Source organism: Antiquaquibacter soli (assembly GCF_030580675.1).
In the GTDB taxonomy this organism is placed as follows: Bacteria; Actinomycetota; Actinomycetes; order Actinomycetales; family Microbacteriaceae; genus Rhodoglobus; species Rhodoglobus soli.
On record NZ_JAUQUB010000002.1, the window covers coordinates 38440 to 64167 of the forward strand.

The 25728-nt window shown below is 72.4% G+C and carries 22 protein-coding genes; 12 read left to right on the top strand and 10 right to left on the bottom strand.

The window, feature by feature from the left end:
- Nucleotides 1-9 precede the first annotated feature (9 nt).
- The 3 genes from Q5716_RS10180 (at nt 10) to Q5716_RS10190 (ending at nt 6086) form a co-directional block, all read left to right on the top strand.
- Complete coding sequence (locus tag Q5716_RS10180) at nt 10-2736, top strand: ATP-binding protein (protein WP_305003025.1); 2727 nt, start codon at nt 10-12, stop codon at nt 2734-2736.
- A 34-nt stretch (nt 2737-2770) separates the two neighbouring features.
- Entirely contained in the window at nt 2771-5515 is a 2745-nt protein-coding gene (locus Q5716_RS10185; protein ID WP_305003026.1) for an AfsR/SARP family transcriptional regulator, read from the top strand.
- A 67-nt stretch (nt 5516-5582) separates the two neighbouring features.
- A complete protein-coding gene (locus tag Q5716_RS10190; RefSeq protein ID WP_305003027.1) occupies nt 5583-6086 on the top strand; it encodes a hypothetical protein in 504 nt (167 codons plus the stop codon).
- A 1-nt stretch (nt 6087) separates the two neighbouring features.
- Here the strand turns inward: Q5716_RS10190 and Q5716_RS10195 are convergent, their stop codons facing one another.
- Both Q5716_RS10195 and Q5716_RS10200 read right to left on the bottom strand, forming a co-directional pair.
- Nucleotides 6088-6870: a TspO/MBR family protein gene (locus tag Q5716_RS10195; RefSeq protein ID WP_305003028.1), complete on the bottom strand. Its 783-nt coding sequence runs from the start codon at nt 6868-6870 to the stop codon at nt 6088-6090.
- A gap of 32 nt (nt 6871-6902) precedes the next feature.
- Nucleotides 6903-8513, bottom strand: coding sequence for a DHA2 family efflux MFS transporter permease subunit (locus tag Q5716_RS10200; RefSeq protein ID WP_305003029.1), 1611 nt, complete (start codon nt 8511-8513; stop codon nt 6903-6905).
- Between the two features lie 38 nt (nt 8514-8551).
- Here Q5716_RS10200 and ypfJ point away from each other — a divergent pair, with 38 nt between their 5' ends.
- Nucleotides 8552-9424: a KPN_02809 family neutral zinc metallopeptidase gene (ypfJ, locus tag Q5716_RS10205; RefSeq protein WP_305003030.1), complete on the top strand. Its 873-nt coding sequence runs from the start codon at nt 8552-8554 to the stop codon at nt 9422-9424.
- Here ypfJ and Q5716_RS10210 read toward each other — a convergent pair.
- Together Q5716_RS10210 and Q5716_RS10215 are read right to left on the bottom strand one after the other, a co-directional pair.
- Nucleotides 9421-10221, bottom strand: coding sequence for a hypothetical protein (locus Q5716_RS10210; RefSeq protein WP_305003031.1), 801 nt, complete (start codon nt 10219-10221; stop codon nt 9421-9423). The two genes, ypfJ and Q5716_RS10210, sit on opposite strands and share 4 nt — an antisense overlap.
- Nucleotides 10222-10226: 5 nt before the next feature.
- Complete coding sequence (locus Q5716_RS10215) at nt 10227-11387, bottom strand: FAD-dependent oxidoreductase (protein ID WP_305003032.1); 1161 nt, start codon at nt 11385-11387, stop codon at nt 10227-10229.
- 304 nt (nt 11388-11691) lie between these two features.
- On the opposite strand from Q5716_RS10215, the gene Q5716_RS10220 reads away from it, so the two are divergent.
- The 7 genes from Q5716_RS10220 (at nt 11692) to Q5716_RS10250 (ending at nt 19381) form a co-directional block, all read left to right on the top strand.
- Complete coding sequence (locus Q5716_RS10220) at nt 11692-13473, top strand: YcaO-like family protein (RefSeq protein WP_305003033.1); 1782 nt, start codon at nt 11692-11694, stop codon at nt 13471-13473.
- Nucleotides 13474-13480: 7 nt separating this feature from the next.
- Nucleotides 13481-14701, top strand: coding sequence for an MFS transporter (locus tag Q5716_RS10225; protein ID WP_305003034.1), 1221 nt, complete (start codon nt 13481-13483; stop codon nt 14699-14701).
- Nucleotides 14698-15189 carry a DUF2087 domain-containing protein gene (locus Q5716_RS10230; RefSeq protein WP_305003035.1) on the top strand — a complete coding sequence of 164 codons (492 nt, stop codon included), beginning with the start codon at nt 14698-14700 and terminating at the stop codon, nt 15187-15189. Before Q5716_RS10225 ends, Q5716_RS10230 begins: the two co-directional genes overlap by 4 nt.
- Nucleotides 15186-17078 carry a prolyl oligopeptidase family serine peptidase gene (locus tag Q5716_RS10235; protein WP_305003036.1) on the top strand — a complete coding sequence of 631 codons (1893 nt, stop codon included), beginning with the start codon at nt 15186-15188 and terminating at the stop codon, nt 17076-17078. The genes Q5716_RS10230 and Q5716_RS10235 overlap by 4 nt, the downstream gene beginning before the upstream one ends.
- Nucleotides 17079-17134: 56 nt before the next feature.
- Nucleotides 17135-17722: a hypothetical protein gene (locus Q5716_RS10240; protein WP_305003037.1), complete on the top strand. Its 588-nt coding sequence runs from the start codon at nt 17135-17137 to the stop codon at nt 17720-17722.
- A 100-nt stretch (nt 17723-17822) separates the two neighbouring features.
- Entirely contained in the window at nt 17823-18629 is an 807-nt protein-coding gene (locus Q5716_RS10245; protein ID WP_305003038.1) for an SDR family NAD(P)-dependent oxidoreductase, read from the top strand.
- Nucleotides 18630-18676: 47 nt separating this feature from the next.
- Nucleotides 18677-19381, top strand: coding sequence for a lysophospholipid acyltransferase family protein (locus tag Q5716_RS10250; RefSeq protein ID WP_305003039.1), 705 nt, complete (start codon nt 18677-18679; stop codon nt 19379-19381).
- Between the two features lie 90 nt (nt 19382-19471).
- Here the strand turns inward: Q5716_RS10250 and Q5716_RS10255 are convergent, their stop codons facing one another.
- The 4 genes from Q5716_RS10255 to Q5716_RS10270 all read right to left on the bottom strand — a co-directional run bounded on the left by Q5716_RS10255 (nt 19472) and on the right by Q5716_RS10270 (nt 22400).
- Nucleotides 19472-19738: a GlsB/YeaQ/YmgE family stress response membrane protein gene (locus Q5716_RS10255; RefSeq protein WP_305003040.1), complete on the bottom strand. Its 267-nt coding sequence runs from the start codon at nt 19736-19738 to the stop codon at nt 19472-19474.
- A 149-nt stretch (nt 19739-19887) separates the two neighbouring features.
- Nucleotides 19888-20343: a CinA family protein gene (locus tag Q5716_RS10260; RefSeq protein WP_305003041.1), complete on the bottom strand. Its 456-nt coding sequence runs from the start codon at nt 20341-20343 to the stop codon at nt 19888-19890.
- 84 nt (nt 20344-20427) lie between these two features.
- Nucleotides 20428-21939 (bottom strand): FAD-dependent oxidoreductase, encoded by a 1512-nt coding sequence (locus Q5716_RS10265; RefSeq protein WP_305003042.1) that lies wholly within the window; start codon nt 21937-21939, stop codon nt 20428-20430.
- An 8-nt stretch (nt 21940-21947) separates the two neighbouring features.
- Nucleotides 21948-22400: an SRPBCC family protein gene (locus tag Q5716_RS10270; protein WP_305003043.1), complete on the bottom strand. Its 453-nt coding sequence runs from the start codon at nt 22398-22400 to the stop codon at nt 21948-21950.
- 200 nt (nt 22401-22600) lie between these two features.
- Between Q5716_RS10270 and Q5716_RS10275 the strand changes: the two genes are divergently transcribed.
- Nucleotides 22601-23776, top strand: a complete 1176-nt coding sequence (locus Q5716_RS10275; RefSeq protein ID WP_305003044.1) for an alcohol dehydrogenase catalytic domain-containing protein — start codon at nt 22601-22603, stop codon at nt 23774-23776.
- Nucleotides 23777-23780: 4 nt separating this feature from the next.
- On the opposite strand, the gene Q5716_RS10280 is transcribed toward Q5716_RS10275, so the two are convergent.
- Together Q5716_RS10280 and Q5716_RS10285 are read right to left on the bottom strand one after the other, a co-directional pair.
- The gene (locus Q5716_RS10280; RefSeq protein ID WP_305003045.1) at nt 23781-24737 is read right to left on the bottom strand and encodes a DNA topoisomerase IB; all 957 of its coding nucleotides are present in this window, start codon (nt 24735-24737) and stop codon (nt 23781-23783) included.
- Between the two features lie 10 nt (nt 24738-24747).
- Entirely contained in the window at nt 24748-25608 is an 861-nt protein-coding gene (locus tag Q5716_RS10285; protein ID WP_305003046.1) for an alpha/beta fold hydrolase, read from the bottom strand.
- Nucleotides 25609-25728 lie beyond the last annotated feature (120 nt).

Consider the following 25728-nt stretch of genomic DNA (forward strand, 5'->3'; position numbering starts at 1 on the left):
CCTCGACCCATGACCATCGAGATCCAGGTGTTCGGAGGCGTCCGGGCGCTCGTCGACTCGGCAGCGCTCGACATCACCGGCGAGATCCCGCGCGCCGTGCTCGGCCGCCTCGCCCTGTCCACCGGCGAGTTCGTGCCCACCGACGAGCTGCTGGCCGCCGTGTGGCCGAATCCCGTTGAGAGCACGGTGTCGAGCCTGCGCGCCGTGATCTCGCGGATGCGCTCGACGGGGCTCGGGGACGCCCTGCAGGGAACCCGGCAGGGCTACCTGCTCGACCTTCCGGCGGAGTCGGTGGACCTCGCGGCGTTCCGCGCCACGCGGAACGGCGACGGCGGCAGCGGTCGGGCGGACTGCTTCGACGAGCTCACCCGCCTCGAGCGTCTGAGCCGCGGCATCCCGTTCGGCGACCTGGAGGCGGCGCCGTTCCTCGCCCCCGCCCGCGCGGCCATCGCGGAGGAGCGCCGCGCGGTGCTCGAGGAGCTCGCGGAGGCCCACCTCGAGCGCGGCGAGAACGTCGAGGCATCCGTGCTCATGGCGGAGGCGATCGAGGCGCACCCCCTGCACGAGCGGCCGGCGCGACTGCTCGCCACGGCCCTCGCGCGATCCGGTCGCACGAGCGACGCGCTCGGGGTCGTCGATGCGTTCCGCGACCGGCTCGAGCAGCAGACGGGCGCAACTCCGCCGCCGCGCCTCCTCGAGCTGCGGCAGGGCATCCTCCGTCAGGACCCCGCCGTGCTGGGCACCGCCGCCGTGCGCCAGGTGCGTCGCTCGGGCGTGCCGATCCCGCTCACGACGTTCGTGGGCCGCGAGCGGCTGCTCGCCCGCATCGCGGAGCTGCGGCGGGATGCCCGGCTCCTGACCCTCGTCGGCCCGGGCGGCGTCGGCAAGACGCGACTGGCGATCGAGGTCGCCCGCGCCGCGACGACGGACGACGAGCAGGTCATGGTCGACCTCGCGTCGCTCGAGGACGCCGAGCGCGTGACGCCCGCCGTCGCGACGGCGGTGGGGGCGACCGAGCCGACCGTCGACGGCATCGTGCGCCGGCTCTCCGGCGGGAGCACCCTGCTCGTGCTCGACAACGCCGACCACCTGCTCGGCGCCGTCGCGATCCTCGTCTCCGCTCTCCTGGAGCGCAGCCCACGGCTGTCGGTGCTCGTCACGAGCCGCGAGGCGCTGCGGCTGCCCGACGAGGAGGTGGTCGTCGTCGACCCGCTCCTCGGTGCCGAACTGGACGACGCCGTCGAGCTCTTCGCCCAGCGCGCGAGCGACGCGCTCGGTGGCCGGGGCCTCTTCGAGGCCGAGCGCGACCAGGCTCGCGCGATTGCCGAGCGGCTCGACGGCATCCCGCTCGCGCTCGAGCTCGCCGCCTCCCGCCTCGACCTCTACGGTTTCGAGGAGCTCGATCGCGCGCTCGCCGTGCCGGTCGGCGACGGCCGGCACTCGAGCGTCGACAGCGCCGTGTCGTGGAGCATCGGCCTGCTCGACGACGACCAGCGCGCGCTGCTCTTCGAGCTCTCCCGCTTCGCCGGGCCGTTCACTGTCGAGGCGGCGGAGGGCATCTGCTCGGCCGCTGACGAGGCGTCGGTACGCTCGCTCGTGGAGAAGTCGCTCGTCGCCGTGTCGCGCGGATCGACGGGTCGCCGCGCCTATCGCCTGCTCGAGTCGGTGAAGGTCGCCGCCCGGGCGCGCGACGACGCCGACCCCGCGGAGTGGATGTCGCGGCACCGCCACTGGCTGGCCGAGTTCGTCACCGCGCTCGAGCCCACCCTGCGCACGTTCGACGCGCGGGCGAGCCGGGCCGCCCTCGACCTCCTCGGACCGGACCTCGCCGTCGCCGCGTCGACGGCGGTCGAGGCCGGCGACCGCGAGTCGGCGCTGCGCCTCGCGGGCGGCCAGGCGCTGTACTGGTTCGCGCGGGGGCGGTTGCTCGAGGGCCGCCGGGAGCTCGAGCGCGCGTTCGACGTCGCGGGGTCCGCCGAGGCATCCACCGAATCGGTCGCGCACCTGGGGCTCTGCCTGCTCGCGTACCAGACGGGCGATGCGGCAGCCGCGTTCGGGCAGATCGCGCTCGCCTACGAGAAGGGCGTCGAGGCGGGGGATGCGGCGATCCCCGCGGTCGCGCTCGCCCAGGACGCGTACGGGCGCTCCCTGTTCGGCGACGTCGAGACGGCGGAGGCGCTCAGCGCCCAGTCGGCGGCGCTCGTGGAGAACGCGCCCGACTGGGCGAAGGCGGAGTACTGGATGAGCCGCGGCCAGATGCTGCGCGCGCTCGGCCGTGTCGACGAGTCGCTCGAGGCGCTCACCGAGGCGCACCGCATCTCGTCGTCGATCGGCTACGCGTGGATGACCGCCTCCGCGCTCTACGTCACCGGGAAGACCCTCGTCGACGCCCGCCGACCCCGCGACGCGATCGCCCTGCTGCGCAGCGGCTTCTCGCGGGTGCTCGCCGACGAGGACCCGACGAGCGCCCTCGCCCTCGCCCACGCCGCCGCAGGCGCGTGCGCGTTCGTCGAGCGGCACGAGGAGGGTGCCCAGCTCATCGGCGCCGTCGACGCGATCGGGGAGCGCTACAACTACAGCCCGCTCGTCGCCGAGGGGGAGGATGCCCAGCGCCTCCGTGACGCCGTCGCGATCGGGTTGCTCCCCGCCGACTTCGAGCGCGCCGTCGCCACCGGCCGCCGGTTCGACATGGCCGACATCGCCGCCCTGCTCGACCGGCTGCCGCGATCCAGCTGATGTCCTATCGTGGGCCGGGGGAGGTGAGCAGCCGATGACGGTGCGGCTCGTGCTGTTCGGCTCGTTCCAGGCCGCCGTGGACGGGCATCCCGTCACGGTGCGCGGCGACATCCCGAGAGCGGTGCTCGCGCGACTCGCTCTCGCGCCGGGCGACTACGTCACCGCCGACGAGCTCATCGCCGACCTCTGGGACGAGCCCCCGTCGACGGTGCTGTCGAGCCTGCGCGCGCACATCTCGCGGTTGCGCGCCCAGGAGTGGGGCGACGTGCTCTCGGGCGGCCGGCTCGGCTACCGGCTCGACGCGGACCCCTCCGATATCGACGTGGTGCACTACCGGCGGCTCGTCACCGACGCCGGCGCCGCCCGCTACGACGCGCTCACCGAGGCCGAGCGCTTGTGGCGCGGCGAACCCCTCGCGGGGCTCCGCGACTTCCCGTTCGCCGGACCCGCGGCGGCGTCGCTCGTCGAGCTGCGCCGGGCCGCCGCGATCGAGCTCGGCGCGCTCCGGCTGGGTCGCGGGGAGCACGCCGTCGTCGCCCTCGGGCTCGCCGACCTCGTCGCCCTCCACCCGCGCGACGAGGAGCTCGTGCGGCTCTACGCCGGGGCGCTCGCCCGATCGGGCCGCACCGGCGAGGCGCTCGACGCCATGGACGCCTACCGCTCGGCGGTGGAGGCTGCCGGCGGCGACGCGTCCGACGCGATCGCGGCGCTCCGCGGAGCCATCGTGCGGCAGGACCCCTCGGTCGTCGGGTCGAACGACGACGACGCCCGGTCGGTGCAGCGCACGGGCATCCCGGTGCCGATCACGCGGTTCGTGGGGCGCGCCCGCGAGCTCGAGCTCATCGAGCGGGGGCGCGCCGAGTCGCGGCTCGTCACGCTCGTCGGCCCGGCGGGCGTCGGCAAGACCCGGCTCGCCATCGAGGCGGCGCGGCGCACGACCTCGGCCGTCGACGACGAGCAGTGGCTCGTCGACCTCGCGCTCAGCCGCGACGCCGGCCGAGTGCTCGCCGCGGTCGCCGACGTCGTCGGGGCGCCGGAGCACTCGCTCGGCGCCGTGTCGGACGTGCTGTCCGGCCGGCGCGCGCTCCTCGTGCTCGACAACGCCGAGCACGTACTCGGTGCGGTCGCGCGGGTCGTCTCCGACCTGCTTGCGCGGTGCGAGGGGCTGAGCATCCTCGTCACGAGCCGCGAGGGTCTGCGCATGGCGGGGGAGCGCATCATCCAGGTCGAACCGCTCACGGGCGCGTCGGCACCGGATGCCCTGCAGCTGTTCCTCCAGCGCGCGGCCGACAGCGCCGGATCGACCGTCTTCACCGAGCACGACGAGAAGGTCGCGGCGCGCGTGTGCGCCGCCCTCGACGGGCTCCCCCTCGCCCTCGAGCTCGCCGCCGCGCGCCTCGACGTGCTGAGTCTCGAGGAGCTGTCCGAGTCGGTGCTCGCGGGGCACGCGCTCGAGGGCCGCGCGGGCCGCCACGACTCCATCGAGGAGTCCATCGAGTGGTCGACCGCCCTCCTGCCCGCCCCCGAGCTCGAGGCCCTCGCGCAGCTCGCCCAGTTCGCGGGGACGTTCGGGCACGCCGCCATCGCGGGCGTGTGCCGAGTCGAGGGCTACGACTCGCGCGAGCTCGCCGTGGCGCTCGCCCGCAAGTCGCTCCTCACGATGATCGTCACCGAGCAGGGCTCGAGGCGCTTCCGGCTGCTCGAGTCGGTGCGCGCCCACGTGCGCGCCGCGCACCCGCCCGCCGACCTCGACGCGTGGCGCCAGCGCCACCTCGACTACACCCTCCAGTTCGCCGAGGAGCAGGCCGCTCGGCTCCGCACGCTCGAGGCGAAGGATGCCCGCGCCCGGCTCGGGGCGGCGCGCCACGACATCGACCGCGCCCTCGACAACGCCTTCGCGACCGGCGACCGCGCCCTCGTGATGCGCTTCGTCGGGGCGCTCTCCTGGTACTGGTACGAGCGCGGGTTCAAGACCGACGGCCGCGCGCGCATCGAGCGGGGCCTCGCCATGGCGGGGGAGCCGACGCCGGACGACGACTGCTGGGCGCTGCGGGCGATCGCGTTCATGTCGTCCACCGACGCGGACTGGCTCGAGGTCGTGCGCACGGTCGCGCGCTACAACCGCACGGCCGAGGGGGCTCGGGAGCCGGGCATCCGGATGTTCGGCGCGACCATGGGCGCCTACATCGCCGCGCTCACCGGAGAGCCCGAGCGCGCGGACGAGCTGCTCGCCGAGGCGACCCGGGTCCGCGAGGAGCACGACATTCCGGGATGGCTCGTCGCCGACGACCTTATGCTGCGCGGCGACACGCTGCGGGCCCTCCGCCGGCCGTCGCAAGCGCTGGATGCCTCAGCCGAGGCGTACCGGCGCGGCACCGAGCTCGGCCACATGTTCCCCGTGAAGGGGGCGTGCTATGTGACGGGCAAGACCTTCCTCGACCTCCACAAGCCGAAGGACGCGATGCCGGCCCTGCGCACCGGCGCGCTGCGCTCCTTCGAGACGGAGGACCTGCCGAGCCTCATGTCGGCGGTCGCCGTGCTCGGGGCCGCGTGCGCGCAGGACGAGCGGATGCACTCCGCCGCCGTACTCCTCGGTGCCGCGGAGGCGCTCGGCGATCGCTACGGGTACTCCATCGAGGGCACGGACGGCGGGTACCACAAGCGGCACCGCGACCTCGCGCGCGCGGCGATGACCCCCGACGACTGGGAGCGCGGCCGCGCCGAGGGGGCGGCACTGACCGTGCCCGACCTGCTGCGGTTCGTGGCGCAGCTCGGCTGATTGCGCGCGGATTGCACGGGCCGATGGGGCCCGGTGGCGGGAGCCGGGCATCCGTAGCGTGACGGTCATGAACACTCGACTTCTCGCGCTCGCCGCGATCCCCGCCCTCCTCCTCGCCGGCTGCTCCGTCGGCTCGCCCGTGCCGAACCCTGCCGCGACGAGCACGATGGCACCGGAGCCCGCTCCCACAGAGACCGGCGCGCCCGTCGACGACGACGAGTTCTACTCCGACGTCGACGAGCTCAAGGCCCTGTTCGACCAGTGGCACTACACGTGGTTGAGCGGCGGATGCGACGACACCGTGAACGCGGACGACCGCCCCGAGTGCCTCGCCCTGCTCACCTACGGGATCGGACTGGCCCGCGGCGGCGACGAACTCCTCGCCGGCCGTGACCTCGAGGACGACCTCGTCCCCGTGCAGACGGGCGTCTCGTATGCGACGTGGCGCGGCGATCAGTGGATCGACGCGGGCTGCGAGACCACGACCTCGGCGGAGTGCACCGAGCTGACCGTGGGAGTAGTCGACGATCTCGAGTACACCCAGGAGTTCCTGCAGCTCTGGTCGCGCTGAGCTAGCTGCTCGCCCTCCGAAGGCGGAAGAGCGCCGCCGCACCCAGCACGACGACGGCTGCCACGAGCGCCGTCACCCCGGTCACCATGGACGCGGGCTCACCCGCGAGACGTCCCACTCCGACCCACACGAGGCCCCACGCGAGGGTGATCGCGGGCGCGAGGCGGCCGCGGCCGACGATCGCGATCACGACTCCCGCGGCCGCTGCGACCACGAGCACGACGACCGCCCAGGCCTCGGGGGCCAGACCCCACCCGTCGAAACCGATCGCCACGAGCCACGCCGTGATGTTGGCGGCCGTCGCGACGCACACCCAGCCGAGGTACAGGCCGAGCGGCACATCGGTGAGCGCGGCATCCAGCGTCCCCGCCGGGCGGTACTGCAGGCACTGACGGAAGCACTGGATGAGCACCGCGAGCAGCACGACGATGATCGGCACGCTCAGCGGCAGGAGGTCGAACTGGATGCTGAGAATCCACAGGCCGTTGAGGACGAGGGATGCCGCGACCCAGTAGCCGAGCCGCCGGTGCCGCTCCGCCGCCGACTGGCCGGGGAGCGCCTGCCACACCGCGTAGGCCAGAAGGCCGAGGTAGATCACGGACCAGACCGAGAACGCCGGGGTGGCGGGGGCGATGAGCGTCGCATCCGCCGCGAGCGCGCCCCCCGCGGCGTCCTGGATGGGCGTGCCTCCGGCAGCCCCCGAGCCCACGAACGACCCGATCACCGCGAAGACGGCGCTCGAGATGACGACAATCTGACGGAGCACATCGGCGGGCTGGCGCATGGGCCGAGCCTACGCCGAAGCGGGCCGCGAGGTCAGGGCTTGACCGCTGCCGATGCGTCCTCCCCCGCCGAGTCGGTCTGCTCCTCGTCCCGCTTCGAGTGCAGTCGCAGCGACGCCAGGAAGCCGAGGGCGAGGAATCCCGCCGCCGCGAAGGCGGAGTACCGGGTCGCGTCGCTGAAGGCGGCGCGGGCGTCGGCCGCGGCATCCGGCGACTGCTTCTCGATCGCGGGGATGGCCGTGCCCGACGAGTCGACGACGGCGTCCACGATCTGGGTCACCGCCGACGCGGGGATCTCGCTGCGCTCCTCGAGCCGTGCCTGCAGGCCGGTCCCGAGCGACGTGAACAGGATCGTGCCGAGGATCGCGATGCCGAGCGCCGAGCCGATCTGGCGCGACGTGGACTGCGTGCCGGAGCCCTGCCCGGACTGGTCGAGCGGCACATCCATGAGTACGACGCTCGTGAGCTGCGCGGTCGCCATTCCTACGCCGAAGCCGTAGACGAACAGGCCGGGCACGACGTTCCACCAGCTCGCGTCGGGCGAGATGCCGAGCGCGACGAGGAGCAGACCCACTATCTCGGCGACGATGCCGATGCGCACGATGAGCACGGGCGAGAGCTTCGACCCGAGACCGCCGACCGCCCCGCTCGCGACGAACGAGCCGATCGCGAGCGCGAGGATGACGAAGCCGGTCTGGAGGGCGTCGTAGCCGAGCACCGATTGCAGCCACAGCGGCAGCGACAGGATGATGCCGAACTCCCCGAGAGACACGATCAGGGCCGCGATGTTGCCGTTGCGGAACGAGGGGATGCGCAGCAGCCCGAACGCGAGCATCGTGCTGCGCCCCAAGCGCTCCCGCCGCAGCCCCCACGCGACGAACGCGATGAGGGCGAGGAGCGCGATGCCGAACGCGATCGGGATGGGCGAGATCTCCCACGTCCACCACGACGGGGGCGCGTCGCTCAGCCACCAGCCGAATGTGCGGCCCTCGATGAGGCCGAAGACGAGCGACGCGAAGAGCACGACGGAGATGAGCGCGCCGACGATGTCGATGCGACGGCCGTCGTTCGCTTCGCGCGACTCGCTCACGAAGACGAGCACGCCGATGAGGATGATCACGCCGAGGGGCACGTTGATGCCGAACGCCCACCGCCACGAGAAGTAGGTGGTGAGCCACCCGCCGAGCAGGGGGCCGACGGCCGCCATGCCACCGATCGTGGAGCCCCACACCGCGAACGCGATCGCGCGCTCGCGACCGCGGAAGGTCGCGTTGATGATCGACAGCGAGGCCGGGAGGATCATCGCCCCGCCGATGCCCTGCACGAGCCGGGAGAGGATGAGCAGCTCCCCGCTCGGGGCGAGGGCGGCGAGCACGGAGGCCGCCGCGAAGATCGCGACCCCGACGAGCAGGATGGCCCGTCGACCGAGGCGGTCGGCGAGGGTGCCGAACACGAGCAGGAGCGATGCGAACACGAGCGTGTACGTCTCCTGGACCCACTGCACCTCGGTCGACGAGATGCCGAGGTCGTCGACGATCGACGGGATCGCGACGTTGACGATCGTGGAGTCGACGATGATGAGGGCGACGGCGACGCTGATGAAGACGAGTCCAAGCCAGCGCCGGCGCGAGGATTCCGCTGTCATGAGTGCGAGCGTAGCCCCGCGCGGGCTAGCGTGGGCGCATGACGTTCAACGACGATGCCCGGATCGACACGAGCAAGGTCAGCCGGCGCGGCCGCACCACCGGGATCGCCATCGGCGGTGGGGGCGGGTTGCTCGTCATCGGGCTGTTCATCCTGTCGCAGTTCCTCGGCGTCGACCTCACCGGGCTCGCGGGAGGACAGCAGCAGGAGCAGCCCGGCGAGAGCATCGGGTCGTGCACGGGCCAGGATGCCAACGCCGATATCGACTGCCGCATCGCGGGCACCGCGGACTCCCTCGACACGTACTGGGCCGAGGAACTGCCGCAGTTCGGCGTCGACTACCGCACGACGAACATCGTGCTCTTCGAGGGCCAGACCTCGACCGGCTGCGGCGGGGCGACGAGCGCCGTCGGCCCGTTCTACTGCCCGCCGGACGAGACGATCTACATCGACACGAGCTTCTACGACGAGCTGCAGAGCCGCTTCGGGTCCTCGGGCGGGCCGCTCGCGCAGATGTACGTCGTCGCGCACGAGTGGGGTCACCACATCCAGAACATCTCCGGGATCATGAACGGCCTCGATCTCCAGGACACGGGCCCGACCTCCGACGCCGTGCGCCTCGAGCTGCAGGCGGACTGCTTCGCGGGCGCGTGGGTGGGGGCGGCGCCGAGCATCCTCACCGACGACGGCGTGCCGTTCCTCGAGCCCGTCACCGACGCGCAGATCGCGGATGCCCTGAGCGCGGCCTCGGCGGTGGGCGACGACCGCATCCAGGAGTCGACGACCGGACAGGTCACTCCCGAGGCGTGGACCCACGGATCGAGCGAGATGCGCCAGCGCTGGTTCACCGCGGGCCTGAAGGGCGGCCCCAACGCGTGCAACACCTTCGAGGTCGCGGGCGACCAGCTCTAGCGGCGGGCGGCGCGACGCAGCGCGGCGACGACGCGCATGCGTGCACGCCACAAGGGAGGTGTCGCCGAGGTGCGCTCGGCCGGCGGCAGCTCAGCGACGAACGATTCGAGTGCACGGTAGAGCTCGGGCCGGGAGCGCGGATTGGTCCAATTGCCGTGAGTGTTAGCGTCGTGCCAGCGTTTGACGTATACCGCGTTGGTCGCCGCGAACGAGCCGCGGGTGAGCATCCGTACCGCCCACAGCACGTCGGACCACTGATCGCCAGGGATTGCGCGCGGGAGTTCGACCGCCTGTTCGCGGCGGAACACCCCGCGATAGGCGGCTCCCAGCAGCTGCACGTCGCCGGACGAGACCTCGGCGAGGGCGCTGCGAACGCGGTCGGCCGCGGAGTCGCGCTGGAACGCGGGCGAGACCGGGATCTCGCGTCCACCGTCGGCCGAGCGAACCGAGCCGAGTGCGAGGATCGCGGCAGGCTCCGAGTCGAGCGCTCTCTCCCCGGAACGCACCCAGTCCGCATCGATGTCGTCGTCGTGCGGCAGCCACATGAAGAACTCGGTCGTGCTGCGCTGCCGCAGCTCCTCGCAGTGCGGCACCCATCCCGGCTCTATCGGACGGGTGCCGAGCCACTGCACGTCGAGGTCCGCGAGCCGCTCGCGGAGGACCTCGAGGCTGTCGTCGGAGGCGAGCGGATCGGAGACGATGATGCGCGCGACGCCCTGAAGCCGACGAACGTTCCGCTCGACGACGTCGAGCCATTCCGAGGAGCGGAAAAGAGGAATCGCTACGGTGGTCCGCACCGTCCTCAGCCCGTCACCTCGAGCGCAGTCTGTACGGCCTCTTCGGCGGCGAGCGGTGCCGAGGCGAACTTGAAGCTGGAGGGGACGATGACACGACCGATCACCGTTGTGCCGAACTCCGAGCGGCTGTGCAGCGCCGAGTCGATCGCGTCGATGTCTGTCGGACCATGGCCGACGATGAGTCCGCCGAACAGCTCGCCCGACGTCGCGCCCTCGGGCAGTACGCCGACGGATCTCAGGGCGTCGAGCTGCCGTGCGACGAGAGCCGACGCGAAGTCCGGGTCGGCGATGCGCTCCTTGAGTGCGTAGGTCTCCGCGGACGGGACGAGAGCGAACTCATTGCTCAGTCGGCCCTCCGGATACCACGAGGCGTAGGTGTAGTCGGCATGGCCGACGACGTCGCCGTAGGGCCCTTGCACGAGCGTCACAGGTCGGTGCTCGTCACGGACGGGGATGCGGATGGCCGTCTTGAGGCGGTAGTTGCGCGTCAATCCGGCCGCCGACGGCAGCAGAGCGAGCTGCTGATCCCAGGCCGCGTTGACCGCGAGGTCGTACTCGAGCACCGAGCCGTCGGAGAGGTGCACGCCCGCGCGCCCGTCTACCGTGTCCAGCGAGCGCGCCTCGGTGCCCAGACGGAGGGTGATGGCCGGGTTCGACTCGACCGCACCGACGAGGAGTTCACCGAGGCGTACGGGGTCGACCGCGATCTCGTCCGTGTGGAAGATCGGCAGTCCGGTGCGCTCGTCAACGCCCGGCGCGGGGTCGACGAGCCGATCGAGAGGCCGACCCAGGTAGGTGGCTCCGTCGGGGACGAGCTCGTTCATGCGCGAGTAGATCAAGGCCAATTCGTCGGGGGTGGCGAGGCTGTCGGGCATCACCAGGTAGTCGAACGGCAGGGTCGACATGCTGCCCCAGTCGATTCCGGCGCCCACGGCCCGCTCGAGCACGCGACCGAAGGCGAGAGCTCCACGGAGCATGACGTCGTGCGTCGCCGGGGTGCCGAGCGCGAAGATCGGCCCGAGGTGCACCTTTCCCTCGTTCACCGTGCTCGTCTGGGTCCAGAGCCCGGGCTCCTTCTCGATGAGGTCGACGCTCCATCCTCGATCAGCCGCCAGGAGGGCCGTGGTTGTTCCGAGAAGGCCGCCGCCTACTACCGCGATATGCATGAATTCCTCAGCTCGGGGGTCGTCTCTCGATCCTAGCGGCGTCATGAATTGCCCACCGGGCACTCCCTTTCGATAGGCGCTGTCTGGCGCTCATGCATAAAAGCACGAAAGGAATGCCCATGGTGAAGTCATCGATCCTCTCGCCGCGCTCGAACTCGTCGTTCGCGGGTCGGCAGTCGAAGCAGAGCTACGGCCCGAAGTAGCACGACCGGGGCGGGCGCGGGGTCGCGCGTCCGCCCCTCGGCGTGCGCGCGACGGGTGACCGGCGCGGTGGCGCGACAGCAGTACGGGGCGAGTTCGAGGGGTGACGGATATCACGGTGACGATGCAGGATGACGCGGTCGAGAGCGGCTACCGCGCGGTGTGCAGGGAGCTCGGGCTCGAGCCGGTCGAGCGAGGGCCGGGCGAGGGCGAGCGGGGCGGGCATCCCGTCGTCCGGTCGCTCGCCGAGGCGCGGGCGGCTCGGGGGCGCGACACCGTGCTCGTGCTCGACGAGGCAGGCATGACGACCGTCGCGATCGTCGCCGGCGACTGGTCGAGCGGATGCCCGGACTGCCTGCACTCGAAGGTGCTCGCTCTCGCCCATTACTACTCCGGCGATCGCGACGATCCGCTCGACGTGGAGGCGGCGATCGCCCTCGTGGCCCGCGTGCGCGACCGCCACGGCGTCGTGCTCGCCCTGACGGACGGCTACCGCGCCCAGAACTGGTCGGTGTGCGTCGCCGTCCCCGGGTGCGCGGGCTGCGCGACGAGGGAGCGCTCGCCCGACGACCTCGCCCGTGCCCTCGGGCAGACGGTGGCGGAGCCTGCGCCGACATCGACCGTCGCGGCACCGGCTCCCGCCCCGCTCGAGCACCCCGCGATCGAGCACGACCCGACCGCCGGTCTGCGCGGCGCGAGCGGAGCCGAGTTCGTCGCACGCAATCGCGCCGCGATCGGCTTCGCCTCGATCCTCGGCAACCCCGTCGCCGTCGAGGAGGAGCTGGAGGTGTCCCTGCTCAACGCGCCCGTCTTCGTCGCGGGCGACCCGGAGGCGCACGAGGTCGCGGGAGGCAAGGGAGCCGACGTCGAGCAGTCCCTCGCGAGCTGCGTCGGCGAGGGGCTCGAGCGGTACCTCCTCGCGGGCGCCTACCGGCTGCCCGCCACGATCGCCACCCGGGAGGAGCTGGGGGATGCCGCGTGCTCGCCCACTGTCGAGTTCGGCTTCCCCGCCCGCGACGCGCACCCGGGTGTCGAGCGCTACCGCGACGACCTCGAGATCGAGTGGGTGCTCGCCGACGACCTGCACACCGGGGAGCGCCGCTTCGTTCCCGCGAACCTCGTGTACTGTCCGTACTTGCCGGGGGGCGGGGCGCCCGCGATCTCCGTCGGGAGCACGAACGGCGCCGCGACCGGGGCGACCGTCGCCGATGCGACCCGCCAGGCCCTGCTCGAGTCGGTCGAGCGCGACGCCTTCTGGTACTACGCGCGCACGGGCATCCCGCCGCTCGCCGTGTCGCAATCGTGTCTGCCGCGGGACGTCGAGGTCGGGATGTCGGTGATGCGCGGGCAGTTCTTCACGCACGTGCTCGAGAACCCGTTCGGGGTGCCCGTCGCCCACGTCACGTTCGAGTCCGACGTGCTCGAGGGCGCTCGGTCTGCTCGAGGCACCGGGGCGACGCCGCGGCTCGAGTCGAGCATCCGGAGGGCGTACGCCGAGTGCATGCAGATGTACCACTCGCTCTCCACCGGCATCGCGGTCGACCGGGTGACGACGGACATGAGGCACGCGTGGTTCACGGGCCGGTCGCGCTCGCTGTTCCCCGCCCTCTTCACCCGTGGCCGCCCGCCCGGCGGAGGCGTCGAGGCGCTGCCGGGGGTGGACCCCGCGCTCGAGATCCTCGCGTCGGCGAGGGAGCAGGGGCTGAGCGCCTACCGCGTCGTCCTCGCCGAGACCGATTCCTTCGCCGTCGTGAAGGTGCTCGTCGGCGGAATGGCCCTCATGGATGCCACGTACTTCGAGTACGGGCACCGCTTCCACGACCTCGCCCGATCCCTCGGGCACCCCGAGCCGCGACTGCGCTACACCGAGTCGCTCTTCATGTAAGGACCCCATGCGCCGCGCCTACGCGTTCATCATCCTGTCGTCCGCCGGAGTCGCCTGCTTCAGCGTCGTCGACGTCGTCTACTTCACCGCGGCGGGATACACCCTCGCCTTCGTCGGCCTCATGACCGCCGCCTTCAATCTCGCCGTCGCCGCCTCCGAGCTGCCGTTCGCCGTGCTCTTCGACCGCTACTCCACGAAGCTCGCGCTCCAGGCCGGAAACCTCATCCGGATGGTTGCCTTCGCACTGTTCTTCCTCAACCTCAGCCCCGAGACGCTCATCCTCGCCCAAGTGCTCGCGGGCCTCGGCGTCGCCGCCACGAGCGGCACCGCGAACGCGCTCGTCGTCAACGAGATCCAGTCGACGACGTCCGACGCGATGGCGGCGGCGTTCGGGCGCATCAGCTACCTCGTCGCGGCAGCAGGCATCGTCGGGGGAGTCGTCGGCGTCGTGCTCTACTCGGTCGAGCCGCGCGCCATCTGGCTCGGCGCGATCGGGTTCTTCCTCGCCGCGGCCGCCGTCATCTTCGGATTCCGAGACACCCGGGCCGAGCGGCCGGAGGACTCGTGGCGCCAGTACGGCGCGAAGGTCCTCCGAGTGGTCCGGATGCCCGCCGCCCTGCTGCTCGTGCTCGCCAACGCGAGCGCGGTCGCGCCCTTCCTGCTGTGGCAGGTGAAGTTCGACTCCTACTCGATCGGGTTCGTGCTCGTCGGCTACCTCATCCTCAACGGCGCCACGTTCCTCGGGCCGCTGCTCATGTCGAGGTTCCGGGTGCGCACCGCCCACGTCGCCGCGGTCGCGATCGCGAACGTCGCGGCAGTGGTCGCGTTCGGCCTGGCGACCGAGGTCTGGTCGATCGCCATCTCCTTCTTCGTGCACGTCATGCTCCACGTCGTGCTCGTCGCCCTCGCCTCCGGTCTGTTCCACTCGGGGGTCGAGAACTCGGTGCGGGCGACCGCCGGTTCGGCGATCTCGCTCGCCGACTCGCTCGTCGTCGCGGCGCTCGCGCCGCTCGTCGGCTGGATCGGGCAGTCGTTCGGGCTCGGCTGGGGCATCGCCGTGTCGTGCGTCACCTACGTGCTCGTCGCGCTGCTCTCGCTCTCGCGGCGCAATCGCGCGGCGGCCCGCGCGGCGGCCCGCGCGGAGGATGCAGCGGAGCATGCGGCGGAGGACGCGGCGGACGCTGCGGCGAAGGGCATGACGGATGACTCGGCGGAGGGCCGCGCATGACCGACGCCCGACGCATCCTCGCCGTCCTCGCCAATCCGCGCGCCCGCGAGGCCTACGCGCGAGTCGTGCTCGGCCACGCGACCCCGGAGCCGACGACCTCCCGCGAGCGTCGGGCGCTCGAGGCGCTGCTCGGCGCGGGTCTCGTCGAGCGGTCCGGCGCCGATGGCGGGTTCGTCGCGAGGGCCGAGCCGTTCGAGGAAGCGCTCGGCGCCCTGCCCCGCCCGGTGAAGCGCACCGGCGTCGACCGGTTCCTCACGGGGGAGCGCATCGAGCAGTACCCGGCGAATCCCGAGGCCCGGCTCGAGTTGCTCGAGTGGGTCGCATCCCGCGCGATCGCGGAGCACGAGGTGCTCGACGAGCGCGAGATCGGGGAGCGGCTCTCCCGGCACACCGACGATGTGGCGGTGCTCCGCCGCTACCTCGTCGATGCGGGGCTCCTGCTCCGCACTCGCTCGGGTTCGAGCTACAGCCGGTCTCTCGCGCCATGACCGGGCGGCCAGCACGCGACAGGCCGCTCGCCGCGGTGCTCTCGATCGAGCGCCGTCGCGCTGCGCGGCGGCTCGAGCGGCTGTCGGCTCTGCGCTCCGAGATCGAGCGCGAGGTGCTCGGCCGCTCCGGCCCCGTGGACGTCGTCGAGCCCGAGCGCCGCGGCCGGTGGTGGCTCGCCGCGCGCATCCCCGACGGGCGGGAGCGGGCGGTGCACGCGCGATCGAGTGCGGCGAGCGGGAGCATCCCGCCGACCGCCGACGAGTTCTGGGCGGCTCCGATCGAGGTGCTCCTCGACGAGTCGACGCTCCGGGGTCGCGCGAGAGTCGGCCGGCTCGAGTGCGCCCGCGACGGCGACCGTGTCGCCTACACCGTCGACCGCACCGGCTCGGAGCGGTTCGACCTCGTCGTCGGGGGTCGCCTCCGCCGCCGCGGCGTCGCGCCGGACTTCGTGCTCGCCGACGACGGGTCGAGCGTGATCGCCGTCGAACTCGCGGCCGACGGTCGACCGGCTACGGCCGTCGAGCTGGGCGCGTCCCGCGGGCGGCGCGAATTGGCGACGGAGCCGGATCCGGAGCGCTGGTTCGAGGTCTCGGCGGTGGGTGGCCGCGTCATCCTCGCGAGCCGATCCCTCGACGGCGACCGCCTCTCCCTTCTCGCGGACGACGGGCGCCCCATTCCCCTCCCCGTCGACGGCACGGATGCCCGCGCCCTCCCGCTGCCCGGCGACCGGTTGCTCCTGCTCGCCGACGGAAAGCTCTCCGAGTGGGCACCGGGCGCCGCGCCCCGACCGATCGACCTCGGGCTTCCGCCGGGAGCCTCCGTCGAGGGTGCCGTCACGGCGGGCGGCACGGTCGTGCTGCAGCTGCGTGTCGCGGGGGACCCGGTGCTCGCGTGGTTCGACGCGACCGCGACGGACGGCGGCCCCGCCCGCGTGGTGCTGCGCCGGCCGGCGCGACCGGGCGAGACTCTCGACGTGCTCGGCGCGGACGGCGACGTCGTTCGCGGGGCGGTCACCTCCCTCGTGCTGCCGCCGTTGCGCTGGGAGTTCGACAGTGGCGACCGTGCCCTCTCCGTCGGTCTCGCGCCCCCTGCTCGCGGCCGGCAGCTGCGGCTGCGGGCGACGGGCGACGACGGCACGGGCATCCCGGTCACGATCGCCGTTCCGGACGACGACCGCCCGGGCGAACCGCGGCCGCTCGTGCTCCTCGTCTACGGCGCGTACGGGGTGCCGTTCGAGGCGCGCTACTCGCCGGGCACGCAGTCGCTGCTCGATCGCGGCGCCCTCCTCGCGATCGCGCACGTGCGCGGCGGTGGCGAGCTCGGCGCGGCCTGGCACGACGCAGCCCGCGGGCTGCGCAAGCACGTCTCGGTCGACGACTACCTCGCCGTCGCGCGCCACCTCGTCGACGAGGGCTGGACCCGCCGCGGGCTGATCGTCGCGCAGGGCTCCAGTGCCGGCGCCACCGTCGTCGGGTCGGCCCTCAACCGCGATCCCGCGCTCTTCGCCGGAGCGGTGGTCTCCGCGCCGTTCGTCGATCCGCTCGGGGCGCTGCTCGACGGCGGATCGGCGCTCGCAGCCGTCGACGTGCCCGAGTGGGGAGATCCGCGCACGGAGGCGGGGCACCGCGCCCTGCGTGCGCTCTCGCCCCTGCACGGGGTGCGCCTCGACGAGCGCTATCCGCCGGTGCTGGCGACGGCCGGCATCCACGATCCCCGCGCTCCCGCGCGCTCGGTGATCCGGTGGGTCGACCGCTTGCGCGAGGCGGGGTGCGACGCGACCCTGCTGCTCGACCCGGGCGGCCACGACGGGCCGACGAACCGCTCGGCCGAGCGGGAGCGGTTCGCGACCGAGCTCGCCTGGATGCTCGACGTGCTCGGCCTGGCCTGACCGCCGCGATCCCGTTGCCCCTGTCGCCGAGGATGCTGCGCTGCTAGGTTCGCCCCATGCGTCGTGCCGCGGTACTCCTCGCCCCCGTCCTCCTCGTCCTCCTCGCCGCGTGCGATCCCGGCCCGGCCGCGCCCACCGGCACCCCGGTGCCGAGCGCTAGCGCGTCGAGCCCCGTCGCGACGAGCGAGCCGGTCGCGGAGTTCACGGCGCCGTCGAGCTGCTCGGAGCTGCTCGGCCCGCTCGAGGCGCAGTTCGCCGCGGACGGGCTCGTGCTGTTCAGCTCCACCGACGGCACCGGCATCTACGCTCCCATCGCCTCGACGCAGGAGGGCGGCGACCCGTTCTCGTGCTGGTACGGCAAGGACGGCGTCGACCTGTCGACCATCGAGATCGCCGCTCAAGCCGTGGACGAGCAGCAGCACGAGGGGATTGTCGCGGTGCTCGAGAGCGAGGGCTTCGAGCTCACCCTCGACGAGGATCGTGCGACCTATGTGCAGGTCGGCGACGAGGGCGCCACGCCCGCGATCGTGCACGTGCTCCGCCCGGACAGCTGGCTCACCGGGTACAGCGCCCTCGGCGGTCCCGACCGCGTGGCGGTCCTCACGGAGTACCTCGAGCAGGTCGGCGCGCAGCTCTACCCCTGACGCCGTCGGGACTTTCGGCACGTGCATCCGTGCCGACCCGGGCGTAGCATGGAGCGCAAACCGGACAACCCGCTCCGGTTTCTCGAAGGAGAGATTCGCCATGCAGATTTCGGACAAGGTCTTCGTCGTCACCGGCGGCGGCAACGGCATGGGCCGCGAGGTGGTGCTCGGCCTCATCGCGCGAGGCGCCCGCGTCGCCGCGGTCGATCTCAGCGAGGACGGCCTCGCCGAGACCGCTCGGCTCGCCGCCGCGCCCGAGGGCCGCCTCACCACGCACGCCCTGAGCGTGTCGGACCGCCCGGCCGTGCTCGCGCTGCCCGACCAGGTGATCGCCGCCCACGGCCAGGTCGACGGCGTATTCAACGTCGCCGGCATCATCCAGCCGTTCGTCAAGCTCGTCGACCTCGACTTCGACGCGATCGAGCGCGTCATGAACGTGAACTTCTGGGGCACCGTCAACGTCACGAAGGCGTTCCTGCCGCACCTCCTCCAGCGCCCGGCGGCGGGCATCCTCAACGTCTCGAGCATGGGCGGCTTCCTCCCGGTGCCCGGCCAGGCCGCCTATGGCGCGAGCAAGGCGGCGGTGAAGCTCTTCACAGAGGCGCTCTTCGCCGAGACTCAGGGCACTCCCGTCGCGGTCACCGTCGTGTTCCCCGGCGGAGTCGGCACCAACATCACCCAGAACTCCGGGGTGGCTATGCCTGCCGGAGCCGAGGCGATGGCCGCGAAGGCGCCGAAGACGGTGACCCCCGCGGATGCCGGGCGCCAGATCATCGAGGGCTTCGAGCGAGGAGACTTCCGGGTGCGGATCGGCAGCGACGCGAAGTTCATGGACCGCTACGCTCGGCTGTCGCCGAAGCGGGCCACGCTCCTCATCGCGAACCAGATGAAGCAGCTGCTGGGCTGACCTGTGGAGGCGCGTCCAGCGCGTCGGGCGCTGTGCGACGATGTCGTGTGAAGTTTCTCAGTCGCGTCTTCTTCGCGCCTCTGGCCCGCCTGGTCTTCCGGCCGCGCATCATCGGTCGGCGTAACGTCCCGAAGTCGGGCGGCGTTCTGCTCGCGAGCAACCACCTCGCGTTCATCGACAGCGTCGTCATCACCCTCGTGGCCCGTCGCTCGGTGTCGTTCATGGCCAAGGCGGAGTACTTCACCCGCCCCGGCTTCCGGGGCTGGCTGAGCCGCAGCTTCTTCAGCGGCGTCGGCGCCGTACCGGTCGAGCGCGGCGCCGGCGCGGCCGCTCAGGAGGCCCTGGATGCCGGGCTCGAGATCCTCGAGGCGGGCGACGCCTTCTCGATCTACCCGGAGGGCACCCGCTCCCGCGACGGCAGGCTGTACCGCGGACGCACCGGAGTCGCGTGGCTCGCGCTCACCGCGGGGGTGCCGGTCGTGCCGGTCGCGCTCATCGGCACCGATCGGCTCCAGCCGGAGGGCGGCAGCGGCATCCGCTGGGCTCGCGTGACGGTCGAGTTCGGGGAGCCGATGGATCTGCGCGGCTTCGGGCCCGCGTCATCCGGTCGCGCTCGCCGCGAGGCGACCGACGCGGTCATGGAGCAGATCGCACGGATGACCGGTCAGGAGGTCGCGGGCGTCTACAACGAACCTCCCCCCGCGACGGTGAGGGAGAGGGTCGGCCGCTGGTTCGGTCGCGAGCGCCGCTGACCCCGTAGGCGCCGCCCCCCCCGACGACGAAAAACCGCCCCCCGGAAGAGGACCGGGGGGCGGTTTCGTGGTTCGTGCGGGGTGCTGCGCCTAGGCGCGGCGGCTGCCGCGGGTCACGAGACCGTAGATGAGAAGCACGATGATCGCGCCGCCGATAGCGAGCAGCCACGTCGTGATGTCGAAGAATCCCTCGAGACCGACACCGAAGAGGACGCTGCCGAGGAATCCGCCGAGCAGTGCGCCGACGACACCGAGAATCAGCGTGACGACCCAGCCTCCGCCTTGCGTTCCCGGCAGGATGGCCTTGGCGATGGCGCCGGCAGCGAGTCCGAGAATGATCCAGGCGATGATGCCCATGGTGACCTCCAAATTGGATCTGATGGGGCGACCCCGGGTCTCGGGGCCTGAACCAGAATTCCAGAGAAGCGCCTGAAAACTGCACCCCTTGACCCCGTTTCGATTCGAGTGCTATGTCCCTCATAAGGGGGACGAGTCAGGGGAGGGCGTCAGTCGCCGAGTGAGGCGCGCAGGCCGAGCTCAAGGGCACGTTCGATGGTCGCGTCGAGCACGCGGTCCGGCGGACCGGGGAAGTGGCGCTGCTCGACGATCGTCTCGCCCTGGAACGTGGCGGCGATGAAGACCGTGCCGGGCGGCTGGTCCTCCGCGTGCGCGGGCCCGCCGACGCCCGTGACGGCGATCGCGAGATCGGCTTTCGTCAGTCGCGCAACTCCCTCCGCCATCTCCCGGGCGCACTCGCCGGACACGACCGGCCCGCGTCGCACGCCGAGCACGCCGAACTTGACCTCGTTGTCGTAGGCGATCACCCCGCCGAGGAACCAGCCCGACGAGCCGGGCGTCGCACCGAGCGCGCTCGCGATCCGCCCGCACGTGAGCGACTCGGCGACGGCGACCGTGAGGCCGGCGGATGCGGCACGGTGCGACAGCCGCTCTGCGGCCGTCACGCCTCCTCTCCTGTCGCCCCGTGCGCGGCGGCACGCGATACTGCCTCGCCGTATTCTGCCGACCCGAGATACAGCAGCAGCCCGTTATCCCGGAGCCACGAACGCATCGCTCACCTTTCTCTCGGCGGGCACCCCCTCCACCGACCTCAGCCCGCGTCGAGCGGGTCCCTCCAGCAGTGCGCCATCGGCTGAGAATCGCGAGCCGTGCGCGGGGCAGTCCCACGACCGCTCCGCACCGTTCCAGCGCACGACGGCGCCGAGGTGCGGGCAGACGAGCGACATCGGGCAGTCGTCGGGGGCGGCGGGGTCGACGACGGCGGGCAGGATGCCGCGGGCGCGGAGCATCCCCTCGGGCAGGGCGTTGGTGCGGGCGAGGGCCGACGCCCACGATCTCGCGTACCACGTGAGCACGCGGGCGTTGGCGCCGATGCCGCGCGCGAGCGCCTGCGGAAGGGTGATGCGGTGGCGGAGCACGCGCATCCAGTCGGTTCGGTCAGCGGCGCCGAGGTCGGCGGCGAGCGTGAGGGCCGCGGACACGGCCCCCGTCATCCCCCACTTCTCGAATCCGGTCGCGAGCAGCACCCGGCCGCGGCCGCGGGGCAGAGGGCCGACGAACGGCACGTGCGACGCGGCGGCGTAGTCCTGGGCGGACCACGCGTGGGTGCGCCGGGCCAGCGGCCAGTGCTCCCGGGTCCACGTCTCGATCTCGGCGTAGGGGTCGGCGTCGGAGGACGCCCGACCGGTCGGGTGGCCGTCCCCGCCGACGAGGAGCAGGCCCCGATGCCAGCGGATGCTGCGCGCGGGCTGCCCGGCGCTGAGGAACATCCCCGACTCGCGGCGGTCCTGCTCGGGCACCTCGAACGCGACCACGTGACTGCGCTGGGCCTCCACCTTCGCGAAGTACAGTCCCCGGTCGAGCACCGGGATGCCCGTCGCGAGCACCACCCGGTCGGCGAGCAGCTCGCCCGCGTCGGTGCCCACGCGCACCGGATCCCCCGCGCGAACGCGGCGCGCGCGCACCCCCTCGACGACGACGCCGCCGGCGTCGCGGACGTCGGCGGTGAGCCGCGCGAGCACCTCCATCGGGTCGAACTGCACCTGGCGCGCCAGCACGACGGCGCCGAACGTCTCGAACGGCAGGTCCGCTCGCGGGTCGAGCACCACCGGCAGACCGGCCAGCCGCGCGGTGTCGTACTCACGACGGATGCTGGACTCCTCTTCGGGCGTCGCGGCGTAGGTCACCGCGTCCCGGTAGTCGAACTCGACCCCCGAGTCGGAGAGGTACTCGACGAGCCATTCGACGGCGGCGCGCTGGCTGTCCACGTAAGCGGAGAGCACGATGCGGCCGTTGGCGCCGAGCAGCGCGCTCAGCCGCGTGCCCTGCAGCAGGCTCAGCTTCGCCGTGCTGTTCCCGGTCGTCACGGCCCCCACCGAGCGGGCCTCGAGCACGGCGACGCTCCGTCCCGCGCGGGCGAGGAGCAGGGCGGTCGTCATGCCGGTGAGACCGCCCCCGACGACGACCGCGTCGAAGCGGCCGCCGTCGGGGAAGGGGTCGGTCGGGATGCCCGGAGCCCGGTCGAGCCAGAGCGAGGTCATCCCGACTCCTAGTTCTCCACCGTGCCGCGCCAGGCGCCGTCCGCGCCGTGGCGCTCGACGTAGTCCTTGAACTTCGACAGCGCGTGCTTGACCGCCGTCGACGGGATGTTGAGCGCCGCGCCGATCTTCTCGACGGCGGACTCGGGCTCCCAGTCGATCTGGGCGGCGACGCGCGTCGACGTTTCGCTGAGCTTGTGGAAGGTCACGACGCCGCCGTGGTCGACGTCGCCGCCGGTGCTCGTCCACGCGATGCGGTCGTCGGGGAGCTGCTCGGTGATGACGGTCTCGAACTCGCGCGTCGCTCCACCCACGTTCACCGACCACGCGTTGCGCACGTCGTCGAGCTGCACGACGCTCTGGACCTCCGGCAGGAACTCGGGGAACGACTCGAACTGCGTCCACTGGTTGTACGCGACGGACACCGGAACCTCGATGTCGATGGTCTCCACTACCTGAGCCATGATGATGCTCCTCTTCCTCGTTGTTCTGTTGGACTCTGTCGACGCTAGGTCGACCGTGTGAGGCCAGCGAGGGGTTGAATTCCCAGGGCAGGGGCGAGTAAGGAACCGCGCTCGCGGGTCGGGGGAGTCCCGGGATAGGCCATCGTCTCGCGATCGTCAACCCGGTTTTGGCATCGTCAGCGGCGGCGTAGACAGGGGCCATGAGAGCCCTCACCTGGACAGCAGCCGATACCGTCGCCGTGGATACCGTTCCGGAGGCGGTCATCCAGCAACCCGACGACATCGTGATCTCCGTCACCTCGACGGCGATCTGCGGATCCGACCTCCACCTCCTCGACGTCATGGCTCCGTTCATGCACGCGGGCGACGTGCTCGGCCACGAGCCGATGGGCATCGTGCTCGAGGTGGGTGACGACGTCCAGTCGGTCTCCCCGGGCGACCGCGTGGTCGTGCCCTTCGTCGTCGCGTGCGGCACGTGCTACATGTGCCGCCGCGGGCTGACGACCCAGTGCGAGACGACGCAGAACCGCGACCAGGGCACGGGCGCGACCCTCTACGGGTACACCGAGCTGTACGGCGCGGTGCCCGGCGGGCAGGCGGACCTGATGCGCGTGCTGCGCGCCGACAGCAACGTCATCAAGGTGGGCGGCGACCTCCCGGACGAGCGCTACCTGTTCCTCAGCGACATCCTGCCGACCGCGTGGCAGGCGGTGCAGTACGCCGGAGTCGACCCCGGCCAGACCGTACTCGTGCTCGGCCTCGGCCCGGTCGGCCAGTTCGCCGCGCGAATCGCCCGCTACCTCGGCTGCACCGTCATCGGCGTCGATCATGTCGCCGAGCGGCGGGAGATGGCGGCGCGCCACGGCATCGATGTGCTCGACCTCGACGACGACCTCGCGCAGAGCATCCTGGACCGCACCGACGGCCGTGGGCCGCACGCGGTCATCGACGCCGTGGGCATGGAGGCGCACGGCAACCCCGTCGCCGCGCTCGTGCAGAACTCGACGCGGCTCATGCCGGACGCGATCGCCAAGCGACTCGTGAAGACCGTGGGCATCGATCGTCTCGCGGCACTCATGACCGCGATCGAGACGGTCCAGCGCGGCGGCACGATCTCGCTCGCGGGCGTCTACGGCGGCGTCGCCGACCCGCTTCCGATGCTCACGCTCTTCGACAAGCAGGTCACGATGCGGATGGGGCAGTGCAACGTCCACCGCTGGATCGACGACCTCATGCCGCTCGTCGAGGATCCGGCCGACCCGCTCGGCGTCGGCGACCTCGTCACCCACCGCGGCTCGCTCGAGGAAGCGCCCGACCTGTACCAGCTGTTCAAGAAGAAGGAGGACGGCTGCGTGAAGGTCGTGCTGAACCCGTAGCCGGTCAGCCCAGCAGGTCGAGGAGGGCGGGGATGCTCGCGCGCCCGCCGACCGTGCGCCCCTCGAGGAACCGCTCGAACACCGCCGGGTCGATGTAGCTCGCGCGCGCCACGGCGGGCGTGTTGCCGAGAGCTGCGGCGGCCTGCTTCGTCGCTTCCGCGATCGCGCGCTGGATGCCCCGCTCGGTGTCCGGGAGGGCGACGGGCAGAGCGGCCGCGGCCACGAGGGTGCCCCGCAGAGTGCGGAAGTCCTTCGCCGTGAAGCCCTCCCCGATGCGCTCGCGCAGGTAGTCGTTGACCTCCCCGGAGCGCACCGGTCGGCGCCTCCGGCCGTCCGCCCACGCGAGCAGTCGGCTCGCCGGGGCGCGACCGGTGTAGAGCTCCTCGAGGGCGTCGGTGAGCCGCGAGTCCTCGACCGTGATGAGGGCGCGCTGGCCGCTCTTCGCCGGGAACCGCAGGGTCAGCCCGTCCTCGTCGACGCGGACGTGGCGCACGAGCAGGGTGCAGAGGCCCGTCGCGGCATAGGACTCCGAGCCGATTCGGATCGCCGTGGCATCCAGCAGCCGGAAGGCGGTCCACAGCACGCGCTCGCGCGACAGGGCCGGCGCGCGACGGTCGGCCTCCGCGCGCCGACGGGCGCGGGGGAGCTCGGCGGCGAGCGCGAGGGCGCGGGCGAATTTCTCCGCGTCCTGCTGCTCGCGCCACGACGGGTGGTAGATGTACTGCCGCCGGCCCGCCTCGTCGACGCCGACGGCGAGGATGTGCGCGTCCGCCGTCGGCGCGAACCACACCTGCTGCCACGCCGGCGGCACGACGAGGGCGGAGAGCCGCTCGCGCACCGCGGCGCTCACGCGCCGGCCGCGCGCATCCCGGAACTCCACGGAGTCGGCCTCGACGACGCGGGTGAGGCCCGGCGTCTCGTACGGCCTCACGTACTCGAGGCGGGTGCGGCGCGGGGACACGACCCCGACGCTACCGCGACGCGGAGCGGCGACGCAGGGGGTTGACGCGGGAGCCGGCGAGACCGCTCCAGAACGAGGCGATGAGCGCCGCGAGTTCCGCGGGCCGCTCGAGCGGCACGAGCGTGCGCGCGCCCGAGACGAGCTCGACTCGGCCGTCCGGCAGGGCGGCGACCGCGGCCCCGGCGTCGGCCGGCGTCCAGTCGTCGCGATCGTCCGTCACGACGAGCAGGGTGGGGCAGCTGATCGAGGGCAGCGCCGACGTGAGCTCGGTGCGGCCGAGGATGAACGACCGCACCGCCCTCAGCATGCTGCGCCGACTCGGCCGGTCGAGCGCGGCGGACACCACCGCCATCACGGCGGGGTCGCGGCGTCCCGCGTCGGTCAGCTGCGTCCCGAGAACCGCCGACCGCGCCGGTCCGGTGAGACCGATCACGGTACCGATCGCGAGCAGCAGCCGGAGCTTCCGACGCGCGGCCGGCGTGACGGGCTCGGTGGGGGCGCCGACGGCGACGAGGCTGCGCACCCGCTCCGGGTGGTCGGCCGCGAGGCGCAGGCCGACGTGCCCGCCCCACGCGTTCCCGACCCAGTCGACCGGCTCAGCGATGCCGAGCGCATCGAGCACCTCGAGGGCGACGGCGGCCGACTCCTCGATCGAGCTGACGCGCGGGAGGGGCGCGCTGAGGCCGTGACCGGGACCGTCGACGAGGATGACGCGGCGCGGGGCGTCCAGGAGCTCCAGCACCGGCTGCCACGTCGTCGAGTCGATGAACATGCCGTGCCAGAACACGGTCGGGATGCCCTCGCCACCGACGCGCACGGAGAGGGCGCCGAGGCGGGTGGGCACGCGGTGGGCCACGAGGTCGGGGGTCATGCTCATACGCTACGGCGGCCGGCTTGCGCCGACCTTAAGCGGGGCTTGCTGGGAAGTCAACCACTCGAAGACGGGCGAGCGGTCGGCGTTGACTCGAAGGACCGACGAAAGGACACCGAC

Bases quoted from the DNA above. Each gene is read 5' to 3' on its own strand.
- Q5716_RS10185 (WP_305003026.1), top strand. From the start codon at position 2,771: ATGACGGTGCGGCTCGTGCTGTTCGGCTCGTTCCAGGCCGCCGTGGAC.
- Q5716_RS10245 (WP_305003038.1), top strand. From the start codon at position 17,823: ATGCAGATTTCGGACAAGGTCTTCGTCGTCACCGGCGGCGGCAACGGC.
- Q5716_RS10230 (WP_305003035.1), top strand. From the start codon at position 14,698: ATGACCGACGCCCGACGCATCCTCGCCGTCCTCGCCAATCCGCGCGCC.
- Q5716_RS10275 (WP_305003044.1), top strand. From the start codon at position 22,601: ATGAGAGCCCTCACCTGGACAGCAGCCGATACCGTCGCCGTGGATACC.
- Q5716_RS10195 (WP_305003028.1), bottom strand. From the start codon at position 6,870: ATGCGCCAGCCCGCCGATGTGCTCCGTCAGATTGTCGTCATCTCGAGC.
- ypfJ (WP_305003030.1), top strand. From the start codon at position 8,552: ATGACGTTCAACGACGATGCCCGGATCGACACGAGCAAGGTCAGCCGG.
- Q5716_RS10235 (WP_305003036.1), top strand. From the start codon at position 15,186: ATGACCGGGCGGCCAGCACGCGACAGGCCGCTCGCCGCGGTGCTCTCG.
- Q5716_RS10225 (WP_305003034.1), top strand. From the start codon at position 13,481: ATGCGCCGCGCCTACGCGTTCATCATCCTGTCGTCCGCCGGAGTCGCC.
- Q5716_RS10180 (WP_305003025.1), top strand. From the start codon at position 10: ATGACCATCGAGATCCAGGTGTTCGGAGGCGTCCGGGCGCTCGTCGAC.
- Q5716_RS10215 (WP_305003032.1), bottom strand. From the start codon at position 11,387: ATGCATATCGCGGTAGTAGGCGGCGGCCTTCTCGGAACAACCACGGCC.
- Q5716_RS10285 (WP_305003046.1), bottom strand. From the start codon at position 25,608: ATGACCCCCGACCTCGTGGCCCACCGCGTGCCCACCCGCCTCGGCGCC.
- Q5716_RS10240 (WP_305003037.1), top strand. From the start codon at position 17,135: ATGCGTCGTGCCGCGGTACTCCTCGCCCCCGTCCTCCTCGTCCTCCTC.
- Q5716_RS10265 (WP_305003042.1), bottom strand. From the start codon at position 21,939: ATGACCTCGCTCTGGCTCGACCGGGCTCCGGGCATCCCGACCGACCCC.
- Q5716_RS10270 (WP_305003043.1), bottom strand. From the start codon at position 22,400: ATGGCTCAGGTAGTGGAGACCATCGACATCGAGGTTCCGGTGTCCGTC.
- Q5716_RS10255 (WP_305003040.1), bottom strand. From the start codon at position 19,738: ATGGGCATCATCGCCTGGATCATTCTCGGACTCGCTGCCGGCGCCATC.
- Q5716_RS10190 (WP_305003027.1), top strand. From the start codon at position 5,583: ATGAACACTCGACTTCTCGCGCTCGCCGCGATCCCCGCCCTCCTCCTC.
- Q5716_RS10200 (WP_305003029.1), bottom strand. From the start codon at position 8,513: ATGACAGCGGAATCCTCGCGCCGGCGCTGGCTTGGACTCGTCTTCATC.